This window comes from Pseudomonas mangiferae (genome assembly GCF_007109405.1).
Classification (GTDB): domain Bacteria; phylum Pseudomonadota; class Gammaproteobacteria; order Pseudomonadales; family Pseudomonadaceae; genus Pseudomonas_T; species Pseudomonas_T mangiferae.
Window position 1 is genome coordinate 240183 of record NZ_VJOY01000004.1, and the last position, 19653, is coordinate 259835.

General features: G+C 69.6%; 20 protein-coding genes. 10 read left to right on the forward strand and 10 right to left on the reverse strand.

Features of this window, described 5'->3' with window-relative positions:
- The first annotated feature begins 55 nt into the window (after window positions 1-55).
- Genes FM069_RS07285 through FM069_RS07295 form a run of 3 tightly spaced genes read left to right on the forward strand, consistent with a single transcriptional unit; the run spans window position 56 to window position 2425 of the window.
- Window positions 56-883 carry an isocitrate lyase/PEP mutase family protein gene (locus FM069_RS07285; protein ID WP_143487630.1) on the forward strand — a complete coding sequence of 276 codons (828 nt, stop codon included), beginning with the start codon at window positions 56-58 and terminating at the stop codon, window positions 881-883.
- 37 nt (window positions 884-920) lie between these two features.
- The gene (locus tag FM069_RS07290; protein ID WP_233282004.1) at window positions 921-1580 is read left to right on the forward strand and encodes an extensin-like domain-containing protein; all 660 of its coding nucleotides are present in this window, start codon (window positions 921-923) and stop codon (window positions 1578-1580) included.
- Window positions 1581-1639: 59 nt separating this feature from the next.
- A complete protein-coding gene (locus FM069_RS07295) occupies window positions 1640-2425 on the forward strand; it encodes a class I SAM-dependent methyltransferase (RefSeq protein ID WP_143487632.1) in 786 nt (261 codons plus the stop codon).
- 10 nt (window positions 2426-2435) lie between these two features.
- Here the strand turns inward: FM069_RS07295 and FM069_RS07300 are convergent, their stop codons facing one another.
- The gene (locus FM069_RS07300; protein ID WP_143487633.1) at window positions 2436-3074 is read right to left on the reverse strand and encodes a TetR/AcrR family transcriptional regulator; all 639 of its coding nucleotides are present in this window, start codon (window positions 3072-3074) and stop codon (window positions 2436-2438) included.
- 89 nt (window positions 3075-3163) lie between these two features.
- On the opposite strand from FM069_RS07300, the gene FM069_RS07305 reads away from it, so the two are divergent.
- Both FM069_RS07305 and FM069_RS07310 read left to right on the forward strand, forming a co-directional pair.
- A complete protein-coding gene (locus FM069_RS07305; protein WP_143487634.1) occupies window positions 3164-4264 on the forward strand; it encodes an efflux RND transporter periplasmic adaptor subunit in 1101 nt (366 codons plus the stop codon).
- Window positions 4265-4268: 4 nt separating this feature from the next.
- Window positions 4269-7331: an efflux RND transporter permease subunit gene (locus tag FM069_RS07310; protein ID WP_143487635.1), complete on the forward strand. Its 3063-nt coding sequence runs from the start codon at window positions 4269-4271 to the stop codon at window positions 7329-7331.
- A gap of 7 nt (window positions 7332-7338) precedes the next feature.
- Here FM069_RS07310 and FM069_RS07315 read toward each other — a convergent pair whose 3' ends face one another.
- Window positions 7339-7611 carry a YebG family protein gene (locus tag FM069_RS07315; protein ID WP_143487636.1) on the reverse strand — a complete coding sequence of 91 codons (273 nt, stop codon included), beginning with the start codon at window positions 7609-7611 and terminating at the stop codon, window positions 7339-7341.
- Between the two features lie 468 nt (window positions 7612-8079).
- Here FM069_RS07315 and FM069_RS07320 point away from each other — a divergent pair, with 468 nt between their 5' ends.
- Window positions 8080-8559 carry a phosphate-starvation-inducible protein PsiE gene (locus FM069_RS07320; RefSeq protein WP_143487637.1) on the forward strand — a complete coding sequence of 160 codons (480 nt, stop codon included), beginning with the start codon at window positions 8080-8082 and terminating at the stop codon, window positions 8557-8559.
- Window positions 8560-8604: 45 nt separating this feature from the next.
- Here FM069_RS07320 and FM069_RS07325 read toward each other — a convergent pair whose 3' ends face one another.
- Window positions 8605-8937, reverse strand: a complete 333-nt coding sequence (locus FM069_RS07325) for a DUF3509 domain-containing protein (RefSeq protein WP_143487638.1) — start codon at window positions 8935-8937, stop codon at window positions 8605-8607.
- Between the two features lie 540 nt (window positions 8938-9477).
- On the opposite strand from FM069_RS07325, the gene FM069_RS07330 reads away from it, so the two are divergent.
- The 4 genes from FM069_RS07330 to FM069_RS07345 all read left to right on the forward strand — a co-directional run bounded on the left by FM069_RS07330 (window position 9478) and on the right by FM069_RS07345 (window position 12109).
- Window positions 9478-9771, forward strand: coding sequence for a DUF3649 domain-containing protein (locus FM069_RS07330; RefSeq protein WP_143487639.1), 294 nt, complete (start codon window positions 9478-9480; stop codon window positions 9769-9771).
- Complete coding sequence (locus FM069_RS07335) at window positions 9768-11300, forward strand: PepSY-associated TM helix domain-containing protein (RefSeq protein WP_143487640.1); 1533 nt, start codon at window positions 9768-9770, stop codon at window positions 11298-11300. The genes FM069_RS07330 and FM069_RS07335 overlap by 4 nt, the downstream gene beginning before the upstream one ends.
- Entirely contained in the window at window positions 11300-11620 is a 321-nt protein-coding gene (locus tag FM069_RS07340; protein ID WP_143487641.1) for a DUF3325 domain-containing protein, read from the forward strand. Before FM069_RS07335 ends, FM069_RS07340 begins: the two co-directional genes overlap by 1 nt.
- A gap of 198 nt (window positions 11621-11818) precedes the next feature.
- Window positions 11819-12109: a DUF3509 domain-containing protein gene (locus FM069_RS07345; RefSeq protein WP_143487642.1), complete on the forward strand. Its 291-nt coding sequence runs from the start codon at window positions 11819-11821 to the stop codon at window positions 12107-12109.
- A 31-nt stretch (window positions 12110-12140) separates the two neighbouring features.
- Here FM069_RS07345 and FM069_RS07350 read toward each other — a convergent pair whose 3' ends face one another.
- The 7 genes from FM069_RS07350 to FM069_RS07380 form a co-directional block, all read right to left on the reverse strand.
- Window positions 12141-13301, reverse strand: a complete 1161-nt coding sequence (locus FM069_RS07350; RefSeq protein WP_143487643.1) for an AAA family ATPase — start codon at window positions 13299-13301, stop codon at window positions 12141-12143.
- A 124-nt stretch (window positions 13302-13425) separates the two neighbouring features.
- A complete protein-coding gene (locus FM069_RS07355) occupies window positions 13426-13806 on the reverse strand; it encodes a hypothetical protein (RefSeq protein WP_143487644.1) in 381 nt (126 codons plus the stop codon).
- A gap of 33 nt (window positions 13807-13839) precedes the next feature.
- The gene (locus FM069_RS07360) at window positions 13840-14307 is read right to left on the reverse strand and encodes a multidrug transporter (RefSeq protein WP_143487645.1); all 468 of its coding nucleotides are present in this window, start codon (window positions 14305-14307) and stop codon (window positions 13840-13842) included.
- A 274-nt stretch (window positions 14308-14581) separates the two neighbouring features.
- The gene (locus tag FM069_RS07365; RefSeq protein ID WP_143487646.1) at window positions 14582-16045 is read right to left on the reverse strand and encodes a mannose-1-phosphate guanylyltransferase/mannose-6-phosphate isomerase; all 1464 of its coding nucleotides are present in this window, start codon (window positions 16043-16045) and stop codon (window positions 14582-14584) included.
- 81 nt (window positions 16046-16126) lie between these two features.
- Window positions 16127-16783 carry an alginate O-acetyltransferase AlgF gene (locus FM069_RS07370; protein WP_143487647.1) on the reverse strand — a complete coding sequence of 219 codons (657 nt, stop codon included), beginning with the start codon at window positions 16781-16783 and terminating at the stop codon, window positions 16127-16129.
- A gap of 43 nt (window positions 16784-16826) precedes the next feature.
- Window positions 16827-17993, reverse strand: coding sequence for an alginate O-acetyltransferase (locus tag FM069_RS07375; protein ID WP_143487648.1), 1167 nt, complete (start codon window positions 17991-17993; stop codon window positions 16827-16829).
- Window positions 17994-18003: 10 nt separating this feature from the next.
- The gene (locus FM069_RS07380) at window positions 18004-19557 is read right to left on the reverse strand and encodes an MBOAT family O-acyltransferase (protein WP_143487649.1); all 1554 of its coding nucleotides are present in this window, start codon (window positions 19555-19557) and stop codon (window positions 18004-18006) included.
- Window positions 19558-19653: the final 96 nt, after the last annotated feature.

Sequence of the window (19653 nt, forward strand, 5' to 3'; positions counted from 1 at the left end):
GGCCCGGTCGCTGCGCTACCGTGCAGGCCTGTCCGATTCACCAGGAGGCTCCAGGATGTCGACCCAATACGAACGTGGCGTGGCGTTTCGCGACCTGCACCAGCGCGAAGGCCTGCTGGTGCTGCCCAACCCCTGGGACGCCGGCTCGGCGAAGATGCTCGCCGCCCTGGGCTTCGAGGCCCTGGCCACCACCAGCGCCGGCTTGGCCTTCGCCCTGGGCCGGCGGGATGCTGAGGGCGCGGTGAGCCGCCTGGAAACCGTGGATAACGCCCGGGCCATCGTTGAGGCCACGCCGCTGCCGGTGGCGGCGGACCTGGAGAACGGTTATGGCGACGCGCCCGAGGCCTGCGCCGAGACCATACGGTTGGCGGCGGACATCGGCCTGGTGGGCGGCTCGATCGAGGATGCCAGCGGCCGCGCCGACCAGCCCATCTACCCGCTGGAGCAGGCGGTGGCACGAATCCGCGCGGCGGTGGCGGCCGCCCGTGCGCTGCCGTTCCCCTTCACCCTGGCGGCCCGGGCGGAGAACTACCTGCATGGCCGCGCCGACCTGGCGGATACCCTTCGCCGCCTGGAGGCCTATGCCAACGCCGGCGCGGACGTGCTCTACGCACCGGGGCTGACGAGCCGGGAAGAGATCGACGCGGTAGTGCGGGCCGTGGCGCCGCGCCCGGTGAACGTGCTGGTGGGCTCGCCGTCCCTGCGCCTGGGCCTGGACGAGCTGGCGGCCCTCGGGGTGAAGCGGGTGAGCCTCGGCTCCAACCTGGCGCGGGCGGCCTACGGCGCCTTCTTCGCCGCGGCCGGCGCGCTGCGCGAAGGGCGCCTCGACGCCCTGGCCGACGCCATGCCCTTCGACCGCATCAACGACCTGTTCCGCACCTGAATCGCCCATGAAGCTGCGCCATGCGGTGCCCCTGGGCATGCTGGTGGGGGCGCTCGGCATCGGCCTGGCGGTGCCCGGCTGGCAGGTTCCCGGCCGCTGGAATCCCTGGGCACCCCTGGACATCCGCGAGACGCCCAACTGGCTGACCGGCTACAAGCTATGGCGCCTGCAGGACGACCGCGAGCTGTGTGCCCAGGTCCTGCGGACGTCGCCGCTGCGCTACCAGCCCATGGCCGACTCCACCCCCGCCGCGGACTGCCCGGTACGCAACAGCGTCCGGGTCATGGCCTCCAGTGCCACCTTCAGCAGCAGCTTCCTCGCCACCTGCCCGCTGGCGGCCGCCTACGCGCTGTTCGAGGTGCATGGCCTGCAACCCGCGGCCCAGGCGGCGTTCGGCCAGCCGGTGGCGCGGGTCGAGCACCTGGGCAGCTTCGCCTGCCGGAACATCGCCAACAGCCGCTGGCGCAGCCAGCACGCCTCGGCCAATGCCCTGGACATCGCCGGCTTCCGCCTGCGGGATGGCCGCCGCATCAGCGTCGCCAGGGACTGGCGCGGCGACGGCGACGAGGCGCGCTTCCTGCGGGCGGTGCACCAGGCGGCCTGCAGCCGCTTCAACATCACCCTCGGGCCGGACTACAACGCGGCGCACCGCGACCACTTCCACGTGGACATGGGCCTGATGCGCCTGTGCCGGTGAGCGCCGCGCCGGCCGCTCTGGCAGAATGCCGCCCACGTTCCGACGAGTCCCCCCCAGCGATGCACGATCCCGATCCCGCCACCCTGCGCATCCGCGCCGACGCCCTCGCTCCCGTCCATGAAGCGGCCCTGCGGGCCTGGGCCCTGCGCCTCGGTTTGCCCCTGGATGGCGAGGCGGACTTCGCCCTGCAACTGGGGGAGGAGGGCTTGCAGCTGGTGGAGCTGGGCCCCGGCGCTCCGGGGCCGGTGCGGGTGGACTTCGTCGCCGGCGCCACCGCCCACCGGCGCCTGTATGGCGGCGGCAGCGGCCAGATGATCGCCAAGGCGGTGGGGTTGCAGCCCGGCATTCGCCCGCAGGTGCTGGATGCCACCGCCGGGCTTGGCAAGGACGCCTTCGTCCTGGCCTCCCTGGGGTGCGAAGTGACCCTGGTGGAGCGCCAGCCGCTGATCGCTGCCCTGCTGGAAGACGGCCTGTCGCGGGCCGCCCGGGACGCCGAGGTGGCGCCGATCGCCGCGCGCATGCACCTGCGGACCGGCGACGCGGTAGCCCTGATGGCCGCGTGGGACGCGCCGGTGCCCCAGGTGATTCACCTGGACCCGATGTTCCCCCACCGGGACAAGAGCGCCCTGGTGAAGAAGGAGATGCGTCTGTTCCGCCCCCTGGTGGGCGACGACCCGGATGCGCCGGCGCTGCTGGCCGCGGCCCTGGCGCTGGCCAGCCACCGGGTGGTGGTCAAGCGCCCGCGCAAGGCGCCGTGCATCGACGGGCCCAAGCCGGGCTACGCCCTGGAAGGCAAGTCCAGCCGCTACGACATCTACCCGAAGAAGGCCTTGGACAAGCCTTGAGCCCGGGCCCTCAGGGGCGGTAGGCGCGGACGAACAACCCCACCACGTCGTCCAGGTGTTCCGCCGCGCTCGCGGCGTCCAAGGCATCGCTGCATCCCAGCAGCAGGCGGAAGTGGTGGGCACCCTTGAGCAGGCAGAGGAAATGCTCGGCGGCGCGGGCCGGCTGCTTGACGCGCAGCAACTCGGCATGGTCCATGGCCAGCAGCAGCCGCGCCAGCACGTCCAGCACCCGCTGCGGCCCCGCCTCGAAGAACAGCCGCGCCAGGGTCGGGTCCTGGCTCGCCATGGCGATCATCAGCCGGTGCAGTTGCAGCGACTCGGGGTCGTCGATCAATTGCAGGAAGCGCTGGCCGATGTTGCGCAGCACCTGGTCCGCCGGCACGCCCGGTGGCAGCGCGAAGATCAGGTCGGGCAGCTGCTCTTCGCACTTGGCCTTCACCGCCTCGGAAAACAGCGTCTCCTTGTCGGTGAAATGACTGTACACGGTCAGTTTGGAGACGCCGGCGCGGGCGGCGATGGCGTCCATGCTGCTGCCGTCGTAGCCGTTGCGCAGGAACAGCTGCTTGGCCGCCTCGAGGATCGCCTGGCGCTTGACCAAGTCCTTGGGGCGACCGGGACCGCTGCCGGTTGTTTTCTTTGTCTCGGACATCGTCTTAATACTGGACTGGTCAGTTCGCTAATTTTAGTATGCCGGCCAGTATAAGTACTCCAACCGCACCCTGCGAAAGGTCATTCGTCATGATCCGGCATGCCCCGCGCGTCGCGCTGTCCCTGGCTGTGTCCCTGCTGCTCGTCGCCTGCAGCGAACCCGAACCCGTCACCCAGGCCCCGCGCCCGGTGCTGGTGGTCCATCCGCAACCTGCCGCCGACGCCGTGGAGAGCTTTTCGGGCGAGGTGCGGGCGCGCTTCGAGCCGGAGCTGGCGTTCCGCATCGGCGGCAAGGTGGCCCGGCGGCTGGTGGAGGTGGGCGACCGGGTGAAGAAGGACCAGCCCCTGGCGGCCCTCGATCCCCAGGACGTGGGCCTGCAGCTGGACGCCAGCCGCGCCCAGCTGACCGCCGCCGAGGCCAACCTGCGCCTGGCCCGCGCCGAGCGCGAGCGCTACCGCAAGCTGCTGGACCGGCAGATGATCAGCCACTCCCAGTACGACACCGTGGAAAACCAGTACCTCGCCGGCGAGGCGCGGCTCAACCAGCTGCGCGCCGAGTACAACGTGGCCGGCAACCAGGCCGGCTATGCGGTGCTGCGGGCGCCGCGGGACGGGGTGATCGCCAGCCGGAACCTGGAGGCGGGCCAGGTGGTGGCCGCCGGGCAGACGGTATTCACCCTGGCGGTGGACGGCGAGCGGGAGGTGTCCATCGCCATTCCCGAGCACGCCGTGGGGCGTTTCCGGGTCGGCCAGGCGGTGGTGGTGGAGCTCTGGTCGCGACCCGGGCAACGCTTCGCCGCGCACCTGCGGGAGCTGTCCCCCAGCGCCGATGCGCAATCGCGGACCTTCGCCGCCCGGGTGGCCTTCGGTGACGGCGGCATCGGCGCCGAGCCGGGCCAGAGCGCCCGGGTGTTCCTGCAGGCCGAGGGCGACGGGGTGCTGTCGGTCCCCCTCTCGGCCCTGGCCGCGGAGAAGGGTGAGCCGTACGTCTGGGTGGTCCAGGCGGACGCCACCCTGCACCGGGCGCCGGTGCGGGTCGGCGCCTACGGCGAGGAGCGGGTGCCGGTGCTGGACGGGCTGAAGCCGGACGACTGGATCGTCGCGGCTGGCGTGCAGGTGCTGCGGGAGGCCCAGGCGGTGCGCCCGGTGGACCGGGACAACCGGGCCGTGCAACTGGCGGCGAAGGAGTAGGGCGATGGGCTTCAACCTGTCCGAGTGGGCGCTGAAGAACCGCCAGATCGTCCTTTACCTCATGCTGCTGATGGGCATCGTCGGCGCCCTCGCCTATGGCCGCCTGGGGCAGAGCGAGGACCCGCCGTTCACCTTCAAGGCCATGGTGATCCGCACCCTCTGGCCCGGCGCCACCGCCGAAGAGGTGGCGCGCCAGGTCACCGAGCGCATCGAGAAGAAGCTGATGGAGACCGGCGACTACGATCGCATCGTCTCCTTCTCCCGGCCCGGTGAATCCCAGGTGACCTTCCTCGCCCGCGATTCCATGCGGTCGACGGAAATCCCCGACCTCTGGTACCAGGTGCGCAAGAAGGTGGCCGATATCCGCCATGCCCTGCCGCCGAACATCCAGGGGCCGTTCTACAACGACGAGTTCGGCACCACCTTCGGCAACATCTACGCCCTCACCGGCGCCGGCTTCGACTATGCCGTGCTCAAGGACTACGCGGACCGCCTGCAACTGCAGCTGCAGCGGGTCCCGGACGTGGGCAAGGTGGACCTGCTGGGGTTGCAGGACGAGAAGATCTGGATCGAGCTTTCAAACGTCAAGGCGGCCACCCTGGGCGTGCCCCTGGCCGCCGTGCAGGAGGCCCTGGAGGCGCAGAACGCGGTGTCCGCGGCGGGCTTCTTCGAGACTGCCAGCGACCGGGTGCAGTTGCGGGTCAGTGGGCGTTTCGACTCCGTGGAGGACATCCGCGCTTTCCCCATCCGGGTGGGCGACCGCACCTTCCGCCTGGGGGACGTGGCCACCGTGCAGCGCGGCTTCAACGACCCGCCGGCACCGCGCATGCGCTTCATGAGCGAGGATGCCCTGGGCCTGGCCGTGTCCATGAAGGACGGTGGCGACATCCTCGCCCTGGGCAAGGCCCTGGAGCATGAGTTCGCTCGCCTGCAGGACACGCTGCCGGCGGGTATGCAGCTGCGCAAGGTGTCCGACCAGCCGGCGGCGGTGAAGACCGGGGTGGGCGAGTTCATCCGGGTGCTTACCGAGGCCCTGGTGATCGTGCTGCTGGTGAGTTTCTTCTCCCTGGGGCTGCGTACCGGGCTGGTGGTGGCACTGTCGATCCCCCTGGTGCTGGCCATGACCTTCGCCGCCATGGCCTATTTCGGCATCGGCCTGCACAAGATTTCCCTGGGTGCCCTGGTGCTGGCCCTGGGGCTGCTGGTGGACGACGCGATCATCGCGGTGGAGATGATGGCCATCAAGATGGAGCAGGGGTTGAGCCGGCTGAAGGCGGCCAGCTACGCCTGGAGCAGTACCGCCTTCCCGATGCTCACCGGCACCCTGATCACCGCCGCCGGCTTCCTGCCCATCGCCACCGCGCAGTCCAGCACCGGCGAATACACCCGCTCGATCTTCCAGGTGGTGACCATCGCCTTGCTGATGTCGTGGATTGCGGCGGTGATGTTCGTGCCGTTCCTCGGCGACCGGCTGCTGCCGGACCTCGCCGCCCGGCACCGCCAGGCCCATGGCGACGGCACCCACGACCCCTACGCCACGCCGTTCTACCGCCGTGTGCGCAGCCTGGTGGGCTGGTGCGTGGGGCACCGCAAGACGGTGATCGTGCTGACCCTGGCGCTGTTCGTCGGCGCGCTGATGCTGTTCCGCTTCGTGCCCCAGCAGTTCTTCCCGGCCTCCAGCCGCCTGGAGCTGATGGTGGACCTCAAGCTGGCGGAAGGCGCCTCCCTGCGGGCCACGGAAGACGAGGCCCGGCGCCTGGAGACCCTGCTGCAGGCGCACCCCGGCATCGAGAACTACACCGCCTACGTCGGCACCGGCTCGCCGCGCTTCTACCTGCCCCTGGACCAGCAACTGCCGGCTCCCAGCTTCGCCCAGTTCGTGGTGCTGACGACCAGCATCGAGGACCGCGAGGCGGTGCGCCGGTGGCTGATCGACACCCTGGACGAGCGCTTCCCGGCGCTGCGCAGCCGGGTCTCGCGCCTGGAGAACGGGCCGCCGGTGGGCTACCCGGTGCAGTTCCGGGTGAGCGGCGAACACATCGATGAAGTGCGGGCCCTGGCGCGCCGGGTGGCCGCCAAGGTGGCGGCGAACCCCCAGGTGGTGAGCGTCCACCTGGACTGGGAGGAGCCCAGCAAGATCGTCCGGCTGAACGTCGACCAGGACCGCGCCCGGGCCCTGGGGGTGACCACCGCCGAGCTGTCGCGCTTCCTGCAGGGCTCGTTGTCCGGCGCCAGCGTCAACCAGTACCGGGAGGACAACGAACTGATCGAGATCCTCCTGCGCGGCGCCGCCCACGAGCGCCAGTCTCTGGCGGAGCTGCCCAGCCTGGCGGTGCCCACCTCCCATGGCCGCAGCGTGCCGCTGTCGCAGATCGCCACCCTAGAGTACGGCTTCGAGGAAGGGGTGATCTGGCACCGCAACCGCCTGCCCACGGTCACCGTGCGCGCCGACATCTACGGCACCGCCCAGCCGGCCACCCTGGTGGGGCAGATCGAGCCTACCCTGGCGCCGATCCGCGCCGAGCTGCCCAGCGGCTACCTGCTGGAAGTGGGCGGCACGGTGGAAGACTCGGCCCGCGGCCAGCGCTCGGTGAACGCCGGCATGCCGCTGTTCCTGGTGGTGGTGATAAGCCTGCTGATGGTGCAGTTGCGCAGCTTTTCCCGGGCGGCCATGGTCTTCCTCACCGCGCCCCTGGGGCTGATCGGCGTGACCCTGTTCCTGCTGGTGTTCCGCCAGCCATTCGGCTTCGTGGCGATGCTCGGCACCATCGCCCTGGCGGGGATGATCATGCGCAATTCGGTGATCCTGGTGGACCAGATCGAGCAGGACGTGGCGGCCGGGCTGGATCGCTGGAACGCGGTGGTCGAGGCCACCGTGCGGCGCTTCCGCCCCATCGTGCTGACCGCCCTGGCGGCGGTGCTGGCGATGATCCCGCTGTCCCGCAGCGTGTTCTTCGGGCCGATGGCGGTGGCGATCATGGGTGGGCTGATCGTCGCTACGGCGCTGACCCTGCTGTTCCTGCCGGCGCTGTACGCCGCCTGGTTCCGGGTACGCCGCGCAGCCTGAGAAAGCGCTAGTCGGCGGCGGGGGCAGCCTCGCCGTCGCCCAGCTCGCTCAGGGCATCCGGCTGGTTCTTGAAGGCCCGGGCGAAGGTGTCGCGGTTCTTCGCCATGAAGATGCCCAGCTCCTCCACCTGCTGCTCGCTGAGGGACGGCACCGCCCGGTGCAGTACCGAGGCCAGGGTTTCCGCCAGTTCGAGCATCTTGTCGTAACGGTCGGCCTCCGCCTTATCCATGAACAAACGCTCCGGATCGCGGCTGCTGCGGTACACCACTTCGACGGCCATTCATCACCTCATCCTTTCGGGCTGTAGCGTTAGCTGTATGGATGAACAGTATGCCCTGCCTGGGGCAGGTCTGCCAAGGCTAGTCGATGGATGACACGGGTCACCTGCAGAAGGGGCTGGATCGAGTTCATCGACCGTGGCGGTCTCGACAGCCTCGTTCCAGACCCGCTCTTGGTGACCTGGTTGTCATCCAGCATGCGCAGAATGGATGTTCAAAGGCTTTTTGGGGCGGTGTTATCGGGGGCTGGACAGGAGTTGCCCAAGCCAGGGTTCTGCAGGGCGACGCGCGACCGGCTCGACACGCAGCGAGACCGATCAGGCAGGAGCGCTCGCGTTATCGCCCTGCGGCCCGCTCTGCAGCCTTTGCACACCGGTCTGCGTCGTGGTGACGCACCGGCCACGCGGCTGGCGTGGCTTCTGCATGATGGGCGAACCGACAACCCGTCGGCCGTTGTAAGGAGTGGCGCGATGAAGATCGACTGGGCGGAAGCCCTGCGGGAAAACGTCCATGGGCTCGCCGAGTCGCTGGGCAATCTGCTGGTGGAGACCTTCCACTACCTGGCGCTGTTCGCCATCGGCGGGATCACCGCCTGGGCGGCGGTGCTGGCGTTCCTCGGCATGGTGGAGACCGGGCACATCAGCGTGGATGACATCCTGCTGCTGTTCATCTACCTCGAGCTGGGTGCCATGGTGGGGATCTACTTCAAGACCAACCACATGCCGGTACGCTTCCTCATCTATGTGGCGATCACCGCGCTGACCCGCCTGCTGATCTCCGACGTCTCCCACCACAATCGCCCTGACGCCAGCGTGCTGTATGTGTCAGGGGCTATCCTGCTGCTGGCCCTGGCGGTGCTGGTGGTGCGCTACGCGTCGTCGCGCTTTCCTGCGGCGCCCGGGGAGGCGCGCAAGGCGGTGGCTCCGTCGACGGAGGGAGGCAAGCAGTAAGAGGACGACTCGCGGCGTACCGGGCGGGCGCCGCGAGCGGGTCGGTCAGATGCCTACCGCGAGGGCGACGCCGCGGCCGCTGACCCGTCCGGGTTGGCGTACCGCGCGCGGCGTCAGCTGGCCGCCGTGGCTGATGGCCAGGAGCGGCTCGGGGCTGACGTGGCCTTCGCTCTGGGCAATGGCGTCGCGCACGCTGTCGATGACCCGGCGCAGCCGGCGGGGATCGTTGCGCTGAGCGGCCTTGATCAGCCGGCGGGCGACCACGCCCCGGTCGTCGGCCAGGGTCATCTTGATGTCGCCGTCCATGCTCTCCAGGCTGAAATTGACCCGGTAGTGTTCCTGGAATGCTTCGGTAAGCAGTTGGAATGGGTTGTACATCGCCTGCGTCCTGCAAAAACATGTTCTGGATGGACCGGGCAATGCCGGTCCGGTTCGTGCCGCCGGTCGAGCTACCGCGTGGCGAAATGTCGCAGCCTCGGCCGGGGCGGGGTATGGCGAACGTCCTGGATATGCCATGGCCGATAGTATCCGAGCCGATTGTGTCGGCTTTGCTGCAAGGGCCTGGAACGCACATGCGGCTGACGAGCGGTCGGGCCTTGGCCGGCTCTCGTCGGCCGTCATTACTTGCCGCCCCTGGTAAGGGCGTCGACCTCGTTCCTTTACAAGTACGGAAGAGACGGTCGAGGCGAAGCTCTATTAAACCCCCTGATCCGGATGAACGGGCTACCTTGACCGAGCCCAGGCACGGATCGACCGGGTGTCCGGGGTTGGTGCGGAAACATATGGTCACAGCCAGTAGTCAGCCCCTGGCAGTAAAGGCTGGCACGGCGATGGCCGCGAATGAGAACATGTCGCGTCCGCGAGCGGCTCCCGGCTGGCGCGGATGCCGTGTCGTCCGTCCTGCATTCGGAAACCGCCATGAGTCAGAACTCTTCGCCCGCCTGGGGCACCGCCTCGCGGGTGTCCGCCGCCGTCCTCGGTGGTTACGGGCTGTCCTACGCCAGCACCGCCTTCCTCTCCACCTTCCTGCCCATGGCCCGCGCCGACCGGGTCGCGGTGGCCAGCCTGCTGTGCTTCGCCGTGTACACCGCGGCGGTGATCTATGTCTTCGCCGCCCGCAGCGCCGCCCGCGCCTGGATCGTTTTGCTGGGGATGGGCATCCTGCTGGGGCTGGCCACCTGGCTGGCCGGCGACTACGCGGTGCGCCCATGAACCTGCGGCGCGCCATGGCAGGGCTGCACACCTGGGGCGGGCTGCTGCCTTCCTGGCTGCTGTTCGTGATCTTCTTCGCCGGCAGCCTGGCCTGCTTCGACAAGGAGCTGGAGCGCTGGATGCGCCCGGACCTGCCGGTCGCCGCCGAGGCCACGGCTGCCTCGTCCCTCAGCCTCGACCAGGTACGCGACTGGCTGCTGAGCAAGGCGCCGGATGCCCATGCGCTGTACATCCACGGGCCGGCGCCGCGGCAACCGTTCTGGTGGGCCGGCTACGTGCCCGCCGACGAAGGCGAGTTCCAGAGCTTCGCCCTCGACCCGGTGAGCGGCGCGCCGCTGCAGGAAACCGTCGGCGGCGCGTTCTTCTTCAGCCTGCACTACGACCTGAACGCCGGCACGCCGGGCCTGTATATCGTGGGGATGGCGGCGATGTTCATGCTGGTGGCGCTGGTCAGCGGGATCATCATCCACCGGCGCATCTTCAAGGATTTCTTCACCCTGCGACCCGGCGCCAATGGCCAGCGCGCCTGGCTGGACGCCCACAACCTGTTCGGCGTCACGGGCCTGCCGTTCCACCTGATGATCGCCTACACCGGCCTGGCCATCTTCGTCTCGCTGTACATGCCGGCGGGGGTGCAGACCGCCTACCGGGGCGACGCCATGGCCTTCTATGGCGACGCCATGAGCCTGTTCCATCGCGAGGAAACCCATCGCCCGGCGGCCCCGGCGGCGTCCCTCGATGCGTTGCTGGCGGACGCCCAGACCCGTTGGGGCGGCGCGCAGCCCGGCTGGATCAGCGTGGAACACCCGGCCGACGAGGCCGCGGTGGTGGAATTCCGCCGCGAGGGCCGCACCCGGGTCTCCGACTATCAGTGGACTCTAGCCTACGACGCCGCCAGCGGCGAACTGCTCCACGAGCAGACGCCCTACGCCGGCGGCTATTACGTCTACACCTGGCTGAGCGGCCTGCACATGGCTCAGTTCGGCGGCCACTTCGTGCGCTTCTGCTACCTGCTGCTGGGCCTGGCCGGCTGCGCCATGCTGGTGGGCGGCCTGCGGGTCTGGGTGAGCAAGCGCGAGGCGCGGGGCGGACGCGGCCTGGTGCTGGTGCGGGCGCTGAACGGCGCGGTGGTGGGTGGCCTGCCCCTGGCGAGCCTGGCGCTGCTCTACGGCAACCGCCTGTTGCCGGCACAGCTGGTGCACCGTGGCCGGGCCGAGACCCTGGTGTTCTTCGGCGCCTGGGCCCTGGTGGCGGCCTGGGTGGTGTGGCGCCGCCACCGCCTCGGCAATGACCGGCGGATGCTGGCGCTGGGATCGCTGCTGGCCCTGGGCCTGCCGCTGCTGAACCTGTTGCTCACCCCGGGCAACAGCCTGCTGGCCAGCCTGCCCCGGGGCGACTGGGCCCTGGCGGCCATCGACCTGGCCCTGCTGGTGGTCGGCCTGGCCTGTGGCCTGCTGGCCCGCCGGCGTCCTGCTGCCGTGCCGGCGCCGCGCCGTGCACGCCGCGATGCACTGGGGGAGGGCGCCTGATGCTGACGGCTTTCGCGTTCGCCTACCTCGCCGTGCTCGCCCTGTGCCTGGCGATGAACCGGCACCACAAGGCGCTGTTCACCGGCGAGCCCTCGCCGCTGCGCCGCCAGCTGTTGCGGCTCGTCGCGTTGCCGTTGATGGCGCTGTCCCTGGCGCTGTGCATCCGCGACGCCGACGTCGAGCTGGGCATCCTGTTCTGGCTGGCGCTGCTGATGCTCGCCACCCTGGCCCTGGTACTGACCCTCGCCTGGCGGCAGCGCTGGGCCATGCCCCTGGCCGGGCTGCTGCTGGTGAGCAGCGCGCTGACTCACCTGGGCTGAACCCCAAGCTGCCGCACACATGCGCCCCGCGACGGGGCGCCGGCGGTGTCTGTAACAGGGCGCCCGTGCCCCGAAAGGGCGCACGGCCGGCTGGAACCGACCTGACCGGCACCGAATGCGACCTCGCGACCGCGTCACCCCGAACCTGGCCCCGGCCTTGCTGGTCATCCGTCGCAGGAAACCCGCAGGTGCCACGCCATGGACAATCCCTTCAAGTACGTCAGCGACTCGTTCAAGGATGAGCTGCGCGTGCATTTCAGCGTCGAACGCCTCGACGGCAGCATCACCCTGACCCTCTACGACGACAGCGGGGCCGTCGCCCGGCGTGCCCTCTCCGGCGAGCAGATGGGCGACGAGCACCAGTTGCAGCGGGTGGTCCAGAGCATCCGCTTCGGCCTGGCCATCGACCGCGGCGACGGCCTGTCCTGCCTGGACGAGCTCAGCCGGCCCGCAGCCAACGAAAGCCCGGCGGCGCCCCGCCGCGCCTGAGGCGCGCAGGGCGCCGCGGGCCGCCTTCCGCTCAGTCCGGCCAGCGCCAGGGCGGGCCATCCAGGGCGCCCAGGTCCGGGACCTGGGTTTCGCCCAGCACCTTGTCCAGGCGCAGGGTGTTGCAGCCCGGGTGCTCGGCGAGGGTGGCGATCAGCCGGCTGGCATGGGAGACCACCCACACCTGGGTGTGGGCCGAGGCGGCGATGATCAGGCGCCCCAGGGCCGGCAGCAGGTCCGGGTGCAGGCTGGTCTCCGGCTCGTTGAGGACCATCAGCGACGGCGGCCGCGGCGTCAGCAGCGCCGCCACCAGCAGCAGGTAGCGCAGGGTGCCGTCCGACAGCTCGGCGGCCTTCAGCGGGCGCAGCAGGCCGTGCTGGTGCAGCTCCACGGCGAAACGTCCGCCGGCCTGCCGGTCGATGTGCAGGCGCGCCCCGGGGAAGGCGTCGCTCACCGCGGCATCCAGGGCCGCGCGGTCGCCGATCTCGCGGATGGTCTGCAGGGCGGCCGCCAGGTCGCGGCCGTCGTGGTGCAGCACCGGCGTGCGGGTGCCCAGCTGCGGTTGGCGTGCCGGGGCGTCGGGGTCGCTGCGGAAATGATCGTAGAAACGCCAGCCGCGCAGGCGCTCCCGCAAGGCGAAGACCTCCGGGCAGGCCGGGTCGTTGCCTACCTGGTCGAACAGGCTGTCGAAGGCCGGCAGGTGCTGCGCCTGTACCCGCCAGTCGCGGCCTTCCCGAAGGCGCACCAGCGGCCCGTCGCGTTCCACCAGCAACGCCGCCGGCCGGCACAGCGGTCCGGCCCAGATGGCCTCGTGCTTCACCTGGGGGTCGAGGGCGAAGGCCGAACTGGAGGGCTCCGGCAGCCCCAGGGCGATGGCGTAGCCGAAGTCCTCCCCGGCGAACCCCAGGCGCAGCCGCAGGCTTTCCCGGCGCGGCCCGCCCTGGACCGGCACGTCGGCATCGCGCATGCGCCGCGACAGCTGCTCGGGCCCGGCCCAGAACGTGGACTCCAGGCCGCCTTCCCGGGCCAGCGCGTTGACCACGCCGCCCTGGGCGGTTTCCGCCAGCAGGCGCAGGGCGCGATAGAGGTTGGACTTGCCGCTGCCGTTGGGCCCGGTGATGACGTTGAGCCGTTCCAGCGGCAGCACCAGGCGGTTGATGGAGCGGTAGTTGCCGACGGCCAGGGCATTCAGCATGGAGCGGGTTCCTGGGAAGCGGGATGGAGCACAGGGAATGCCGCGTCAGCGACGGTCGAGTGAGCGCCGCGACGATGAAAGCGGGCGCTGGGCCGACAGGCCGGCGCCCGCTTGCCTGTACCGCTCACGGGCGGGGAAACAGCCGCGGCGACAGGCAGGCGTAGGCCAGCAGCGGGTAGCAGAGGTAGTGCAGGACGAACAGCAGGGTGCCCATGGGGCCCGGGGCTTCCTGCAGGCGCATCAGCCCCAGCAGGGCCAGGTATAGCACCCCCAGCACGACGCCGTAGAGCAGCACGATTCGCCAGCGCTCGCCGGGATGGGGTGCCCTGTGCTCCAGCAGGCGGAAGCCGAACGCCAGTCCGGCTGCCACCAGGGTGGCGATGAACACGGTGGCGAACACCCCGCCCACCCGCACGAAGGCGCGCAGCAGCAGGTTCGCCAGGACCGCCGCGATCACCCCGGCGAAGGCGTAGCGGGCGAGGGCGGGTGGGGCGTCGCTAGGCATGGCGGATCTCCGGCGAAGGGAACAGGGGAGGGGTCAGTCGGCGAAGCGCGCCCGCAGGCGCTCGGCGCGGTATTCCAGGCTGGATGCCCGGTAGCCCGGGCGCAGCGGCGGCAGCGGCAGGCAGTCGTCCCAGGCCTCGCCGGCGCGCAGGGCGCCGGGCCCGAGGTAGTGGGGCGCATCGTAGGGTGTCTCGGCCAGGTCCAGGTCGTCGCCGGGGCGGAACGCGCCGACCCGCCAGCCCAATTCCACCAGCGACTCGGCGCTGCCGTTGCGCACCTGCATCAGCAGGGGTCGATCGGCCGGGCAGCGGGGCGGCGCGGCATAGGCCAGGCGGATGTCCAGCTGGGCCAGGTGCGCGTGCTCCTGGCGCTCCTCCCAGAGGACCCAGGTCGCCACCAGGGCGATCCCGGCCACCGCGGCCAGGGAGATCGGCAGCGCCTTGCCCGGGTAGCGCAGCAGCAGGATCAGCCAGGTGATGGCCAGCAGCGGGCCGATCAGCATGGGCGGGACGGGGAGCGGGACGGCATGGCGCGACCTCGTGGAAACGGGTCGTTCATCCTAGGGGCTGTGGCACCGGCCGTCGAGCCGGGACGGGAGCACAGGCCTGCCGCGGCGTTGCCACCGGCGTGCGATGCGAAAGGGATGGGGACGCTGGACGCCCCGCAACCGCCGCTGGTACGACGGTCGCGATGCCTCGATGGGGGAGAGGCGGGCGCGGGGTGGAGTCGCCGCGGCCGGCCTCGCGCGGCTGCGCGCTGCCGGGCCGGCGCAGGCCTCAGCGGGAGGCGGCGGGGGTCGGCACGCGGGTCGGCTCCGGGGTGTCGGAGCTGCTGCGGCCGTAGACGTCTTCCAGGCGCTCGATGTCGTCCTCGCCCAGGTAGCTGCCGGACTGCACCTCGATGATTTCCAGCGGGATCTTGCCGGGGTTGGTCAGGCGGTGCACCGCCGTCATCGGGATGTAGGTCGACTGGTTCTCGGTGAGCAGGAAGGTGCGGTCGTCGCAGGTCACCTGGGCGGTGCCGGAGACCACGATCCAGTGCTCGGCGCGGTGGTGGTGCATCTGCAGGGACAGCTGCGCGCCCGGCTTGACGGTGATGTGCTTGACCTGGAAGCGGCCGCCCATGTCCACCGAGTCGTAGGAGCCCCACGGACGGTACACGGCGCAGTGGTTCTGGGTCTCCGGACGGCCTTCCTTGTCCAGCTCGTTGACCATCTTCTTGACGTCCTGCACGTGGTCCTTGTGGGCCACCATCATGGCGTCCTTGGTCTCCACCACGACGATATCGTCCAGGCCGATCACCGAGACCAGCTTGCCGTTGCCATGGACCAGGCAGTTGCGGCTGTTGTGGACCATCACGTCGCCCTTGGTGACGTTGCCGTCCTCGTCCTTGTCGTGCACTTCCCAGATGGACGACCAACTGCCGACGTCGTTCCAGCCGGCGGTGAGGGGCACCACGCAGGCGCGCTCGGTCTTCTCCATTACCGCGTAGTCGATGGAGTTGTCCGGGCAGCAGGCGAAGGTGGCCGGGTCGATGCTGATCTGGTTGTCGGTGTGGCTGCTGCGCTCCAGGGCCAGCAGGCAGTTGTCGTAGATGTCGGCGTCGTGGCGCTTGAGCTCGTCGAGGAAGCGGCTGGCGCGGAACATGAACATGCCGCTGTTCCAGAAGTAGTCGCCGGAAGCCACGTACTCGGCAGCGCGCTCGGCATCGGGTTTCTCGACGAAGCGCTCGACCCGGCTGACGCCTTCCGGCAGACCTTCGACGCCGTCGCGGGCGCGGATGTAGCCATAGCCGGTCTCCGGCTTGCGGGCCGGGACGCCGAACAGCACCAGCTCGCCCCGCTCGGCGGCCTGGGCAGCCAGCTCCAGGGCCTGGTGCAGGGCGCCTTGGTCGTCCAGCACGTGGTCGGCCGGCAGGACCAGCATCAGTTCGTCGCGGCCTTCGGCCATCAGCTGCATGGCGGCGATGGCCACCGCCGGCGCGGTGTTGCGGCCGAACGGCTCGAACAACAGCATCTGCGCCTTCAGCTCCAGCTGGTCGAGCTGCTCCTGGACGATGAAGCGGTGTTCCTGGTTGGCCACCAGCACCGGCGGCTGCATGCCTTCGACGTTCAGGCGCTGCAGGGTCTGCTGGAACAGAGTCTGGTCGCCGGTGAGGGCGAGGAACTGCTTGGGAAACTGTTTGCGCGAAAGGGGCCAGAGGCGCGAACCGCTGCCGCCGGAAAGGATCACTGGAATCATGCTGCTTCTCCCTGAATGAGGCCGCGCGACGCGCGGCGCTGTGCACTATCAGTGCCCGGCCGGGGGGCCGGGCGTTCGCTGTCAGCCCTCGGCGGCCGGGCGTTTCACCCAGACCGGGGAGAGCTTGCCGCCGCTGCTGGTGACATACAGGCAGACCACTTCGCCGCGTTGCAGGGTGACCGGTTTCAGGTCGCTGACCTTGCGGTCGCCCTCGTACAGCGCCAGCCCGACCTTCACCGGGTTGATTTCACGCTCGCCGCGGGCCTGGGGCGCCACACCGTCCACCACGGCGGTCTTGCCGTCGGCGGTCTTCAGGGTCAGCTTGCTGTCGGTGAGGTTCTGCACCCGCACCAGGGCCTTCTGCTTGTTCTTGTAGGGCGGGTCTTCCACCAGGCGCGGGGCCGCGCCCGGCTGGTCCACCAGGGTGTAGTACTGGTCGGCGTCGAGCTTCACCGGCAGGGTCTGGCTGCCGACCTTGGCGCTGTAGCTGCCGGCCGGGAGGAACTTGAAGTCGCTGGAGCCCAGGGGGCCGACGTCGTTGAGGGTGGTGTTGCCGACGTTGACGCTCAGCTCGCTGTTGCCCGCGTTGTAGGCGCGGACGAAGGCCGAGCCCTTGGGCGCGGTGGGGCCGTAGAGGCCGCCTTCGCCGCCCTGGGCATGAACGGACATCAGGCCGATCAGCAGGGCGCCGGCGGGGGCGAGCAGTCGTTTGGCGAGGGGGCGAGTCTTCAGTGTCATCTGTGCATCTCCATGTTGTGGGCTTCAGCCCTGCGTAAGGGCATCACCGTGCGGGTGTGCCAGCCTTGCCGGTCAGGTTGCTGACCAGACGTTCGTTGCCTGCACCGGCCTTCAGCTGGGCGATCCAGGCCGGGTCGAACCCGCTCAGGTCGTAGGCCATGGGCAGGTAGCGCTCGGGGAATTCCCAGATCACCAGTTGCGGCGGGTTGTCCTTGATCTCGTCGCTCTGCAGGTACTTGAGCATCGGCAGGATCGGCCCGTGGCCGTCCTCGGCGTGGTTGCTCAGGTCGCGCTGCAGCGACTGGCGCAGGGCGCCGGCGAAATTCCACTTGGGGTTGGCGCTGTAGCTGGTGCCCACCAGGGCCACCGGGATCTCGGCCTCGGCGAACAGCGCGTCGTCGCCGCTGGCGGCGTCGTCCGCGGCGCGGGTCTCGCGCTGCTGCAGCTGTTCCTGGGCGGGCATCAGCTCGTCGAACAGCGGGTCCATGGGCAGGAAGGTGGTGAGGTCGCCCTTGTGGGTCTGCACCGCCACCGCCTCGGTGACGAACCGCTGCGGCGTGCCGCGCAGCGATACCGCTTGCTGCACGCTCTCGCTCAGCTCGCGGGCCGCCACTTCGGCACCCAGGGGCGTCCAGTGGGTGTCGGTGCGCAGGAACACCTCGCCCTGCTTCTTGGCCTCTTCCAGCGGGCCGAGCAGGTCGGGGGCGAGGATGCCGGCGCCGCGCACGGTGCCGCGGAACTGCTGGTAGAGGCTGCGGTACTGCTCGGTGGGGCGGTTGTCGCCGGCGTATTCCGGGTACAGGCGGGTCTTCGCCGGGATGATCGCCATCACCAGCTGGATGTCGCGCTTGGCCAACTCGTCGCGCACGCCCTGGATCAGCGCGAGGTTGTCCCGCTGGTGGCTGGCGGCGTCGGCCACCGGCTTGAACTCCTCGTCGGAGTACAGCCAGCCTTTCTCGCCGATCAGCACGCCGGGGCGGCCTTCGCCGAACAGGGTGTAGTCCACCGCGGCCCAGACGTTGGTGCCGAAGCGCTTCACCGGGAATTCCGCGTCGTAGTGCTTCTCCACCGCCTGGGCGAGTTTGCCGTCCAGGACGCTGGTGCCCTCGGCCGGGGAGAAGCCGTAGAGCCCCTTCAGGGACCACAGGCTCAGCGCCAGCAGCAGGGCGGAGAAGGCCACGACGTAGATCAGGTGCTGGGTTCTGCTCATGATCGACACCTCAGAACTGGAAGTAGAGGAAGGGCGAGAAGCTTTGCGCCGACAGCTTCAGCACCGAGGCGGCGAACAACAGGAGCAGGGCGACGCGGGTCGCCAGGACCGGCAACTGGGAAATCCAGGCCTGCTGGTAGACCAGGGCGCCGCTGGGGGCGTAGGCGATGGCCGCCGGGTCGGCGTCCACTTCCCGCGGCGTGCGCGGCTGGGCGGTGGCCGGGCCATTGGCTTCCACGTCGGTGGCGCGGGCCTTGGGCGCGCCGGTGAGGGGGCGGGAGTAGAACTGCAGCACGCCGCACACCGCCATCACGCCATAGGCCAGGGCCAGGGTGGCCACCTGCAGACTGGTGAGCTGGGCACTGTTCAGCTCGGACAGGTGCCAGTCGCCGAAGCTGAACATGGCGCTGTACATGCGCAGGGCCACGTGGACGTTCTCGGCGCGGAAGATCACCCAGCCCACCACCACCAGCAGGAAGGTGAAGGCCCAGCGCCAGGGGCGCAGGCGCTTGGGCGCGGCGTCGACGCCCAGGGCGCGCTCGATGGCCAGCCAGGCGCCGTGCCAGGCGCCCCAGATGATGAAAGTGAAGTTGGCGCCGTGCCACAGGCCGCCCAGCAGCATGGTCAGGAACAGGTTGCGGTAGGTCTGGAAGGTGCTGCCGCGGTTGCCGCCCAGGCTGATGTACAGGTAGTCCCGCAGCCAAGTGGACAGGCTGATGTGCCAGCGCCGCCAGAACTCGGTGATGGACTGGCTGATGTAGGGCTGGTTGAAGTTCTCCATGAAGCGGAAGCCCATCATCAGGCCAAGGCCGATGGCCATGTCGCTGTAGCCGGAGAAATCGAAATACAGCTGCGCGGTGTAGGCCAGGGCCCCCAGCCAGGCGTCGCCGGTGGTGGGGTCGGACAGCGCGAAACAGTGGTCGGCGATGGGCGCGATGCTGTCGGCGATGAACACCTTCTTGATGAAGCCCTGCATGAAGCGGGTGCAACCCTCGGAGAACTTCTCCAGGGTGTGGGTGCGGTGGTTGAACTGGTCCACCAGGTCGCGGAAGCGCAGCACCGGGCCGGCGATGAGGTGCGGGAAGATCGCCACGAAGGCCGCGAAGTCGATCAGGTTGCGGGTGGCCGGGGTGTCGCCGCGGTACACGTCGATGATGTAGCTGATGGACTCGAAGATGTAGAACGAGATCCCGATCGGCAACAGGATGTGGGTGATGATGAACGGCTCGACGCCGAAGTGGCTGACCAGCACGTTGAAGCTGTCCACCCCGAAGTTGGCGTACTTGAAGTAGCCCAGCACGCAGAGGTCGACCACCACGCCGGCCAGCAGCCAGCGCTGGCCGGTCTTGCTGCGCACGCCGGCGGCGCCGATGCGTAGCCCGATCCAGTAGTTGTACAGGGTCACCGCGGCGAACAGGCCGAGGAAATCGATGCGCCACCAGGCGTAGAAAATGTAGCTGGCCACCAGCAGCAGCAGGTTGCGGTAGCGGGTTCCGCTCAAGTAGTACAAGCCGAGAAAGATCGGCAGGAACAGGAACAGGAACACGTTGGATGAAAAGACCATCCGCGTTTCTCCATTAAACGCCAAGTTACCGGGCCTTCAGGCCCGCCGTTTTCTCCCCGGGTCACGCAAGAGTTCGTCCCGCCGCGTCTGTGCGCG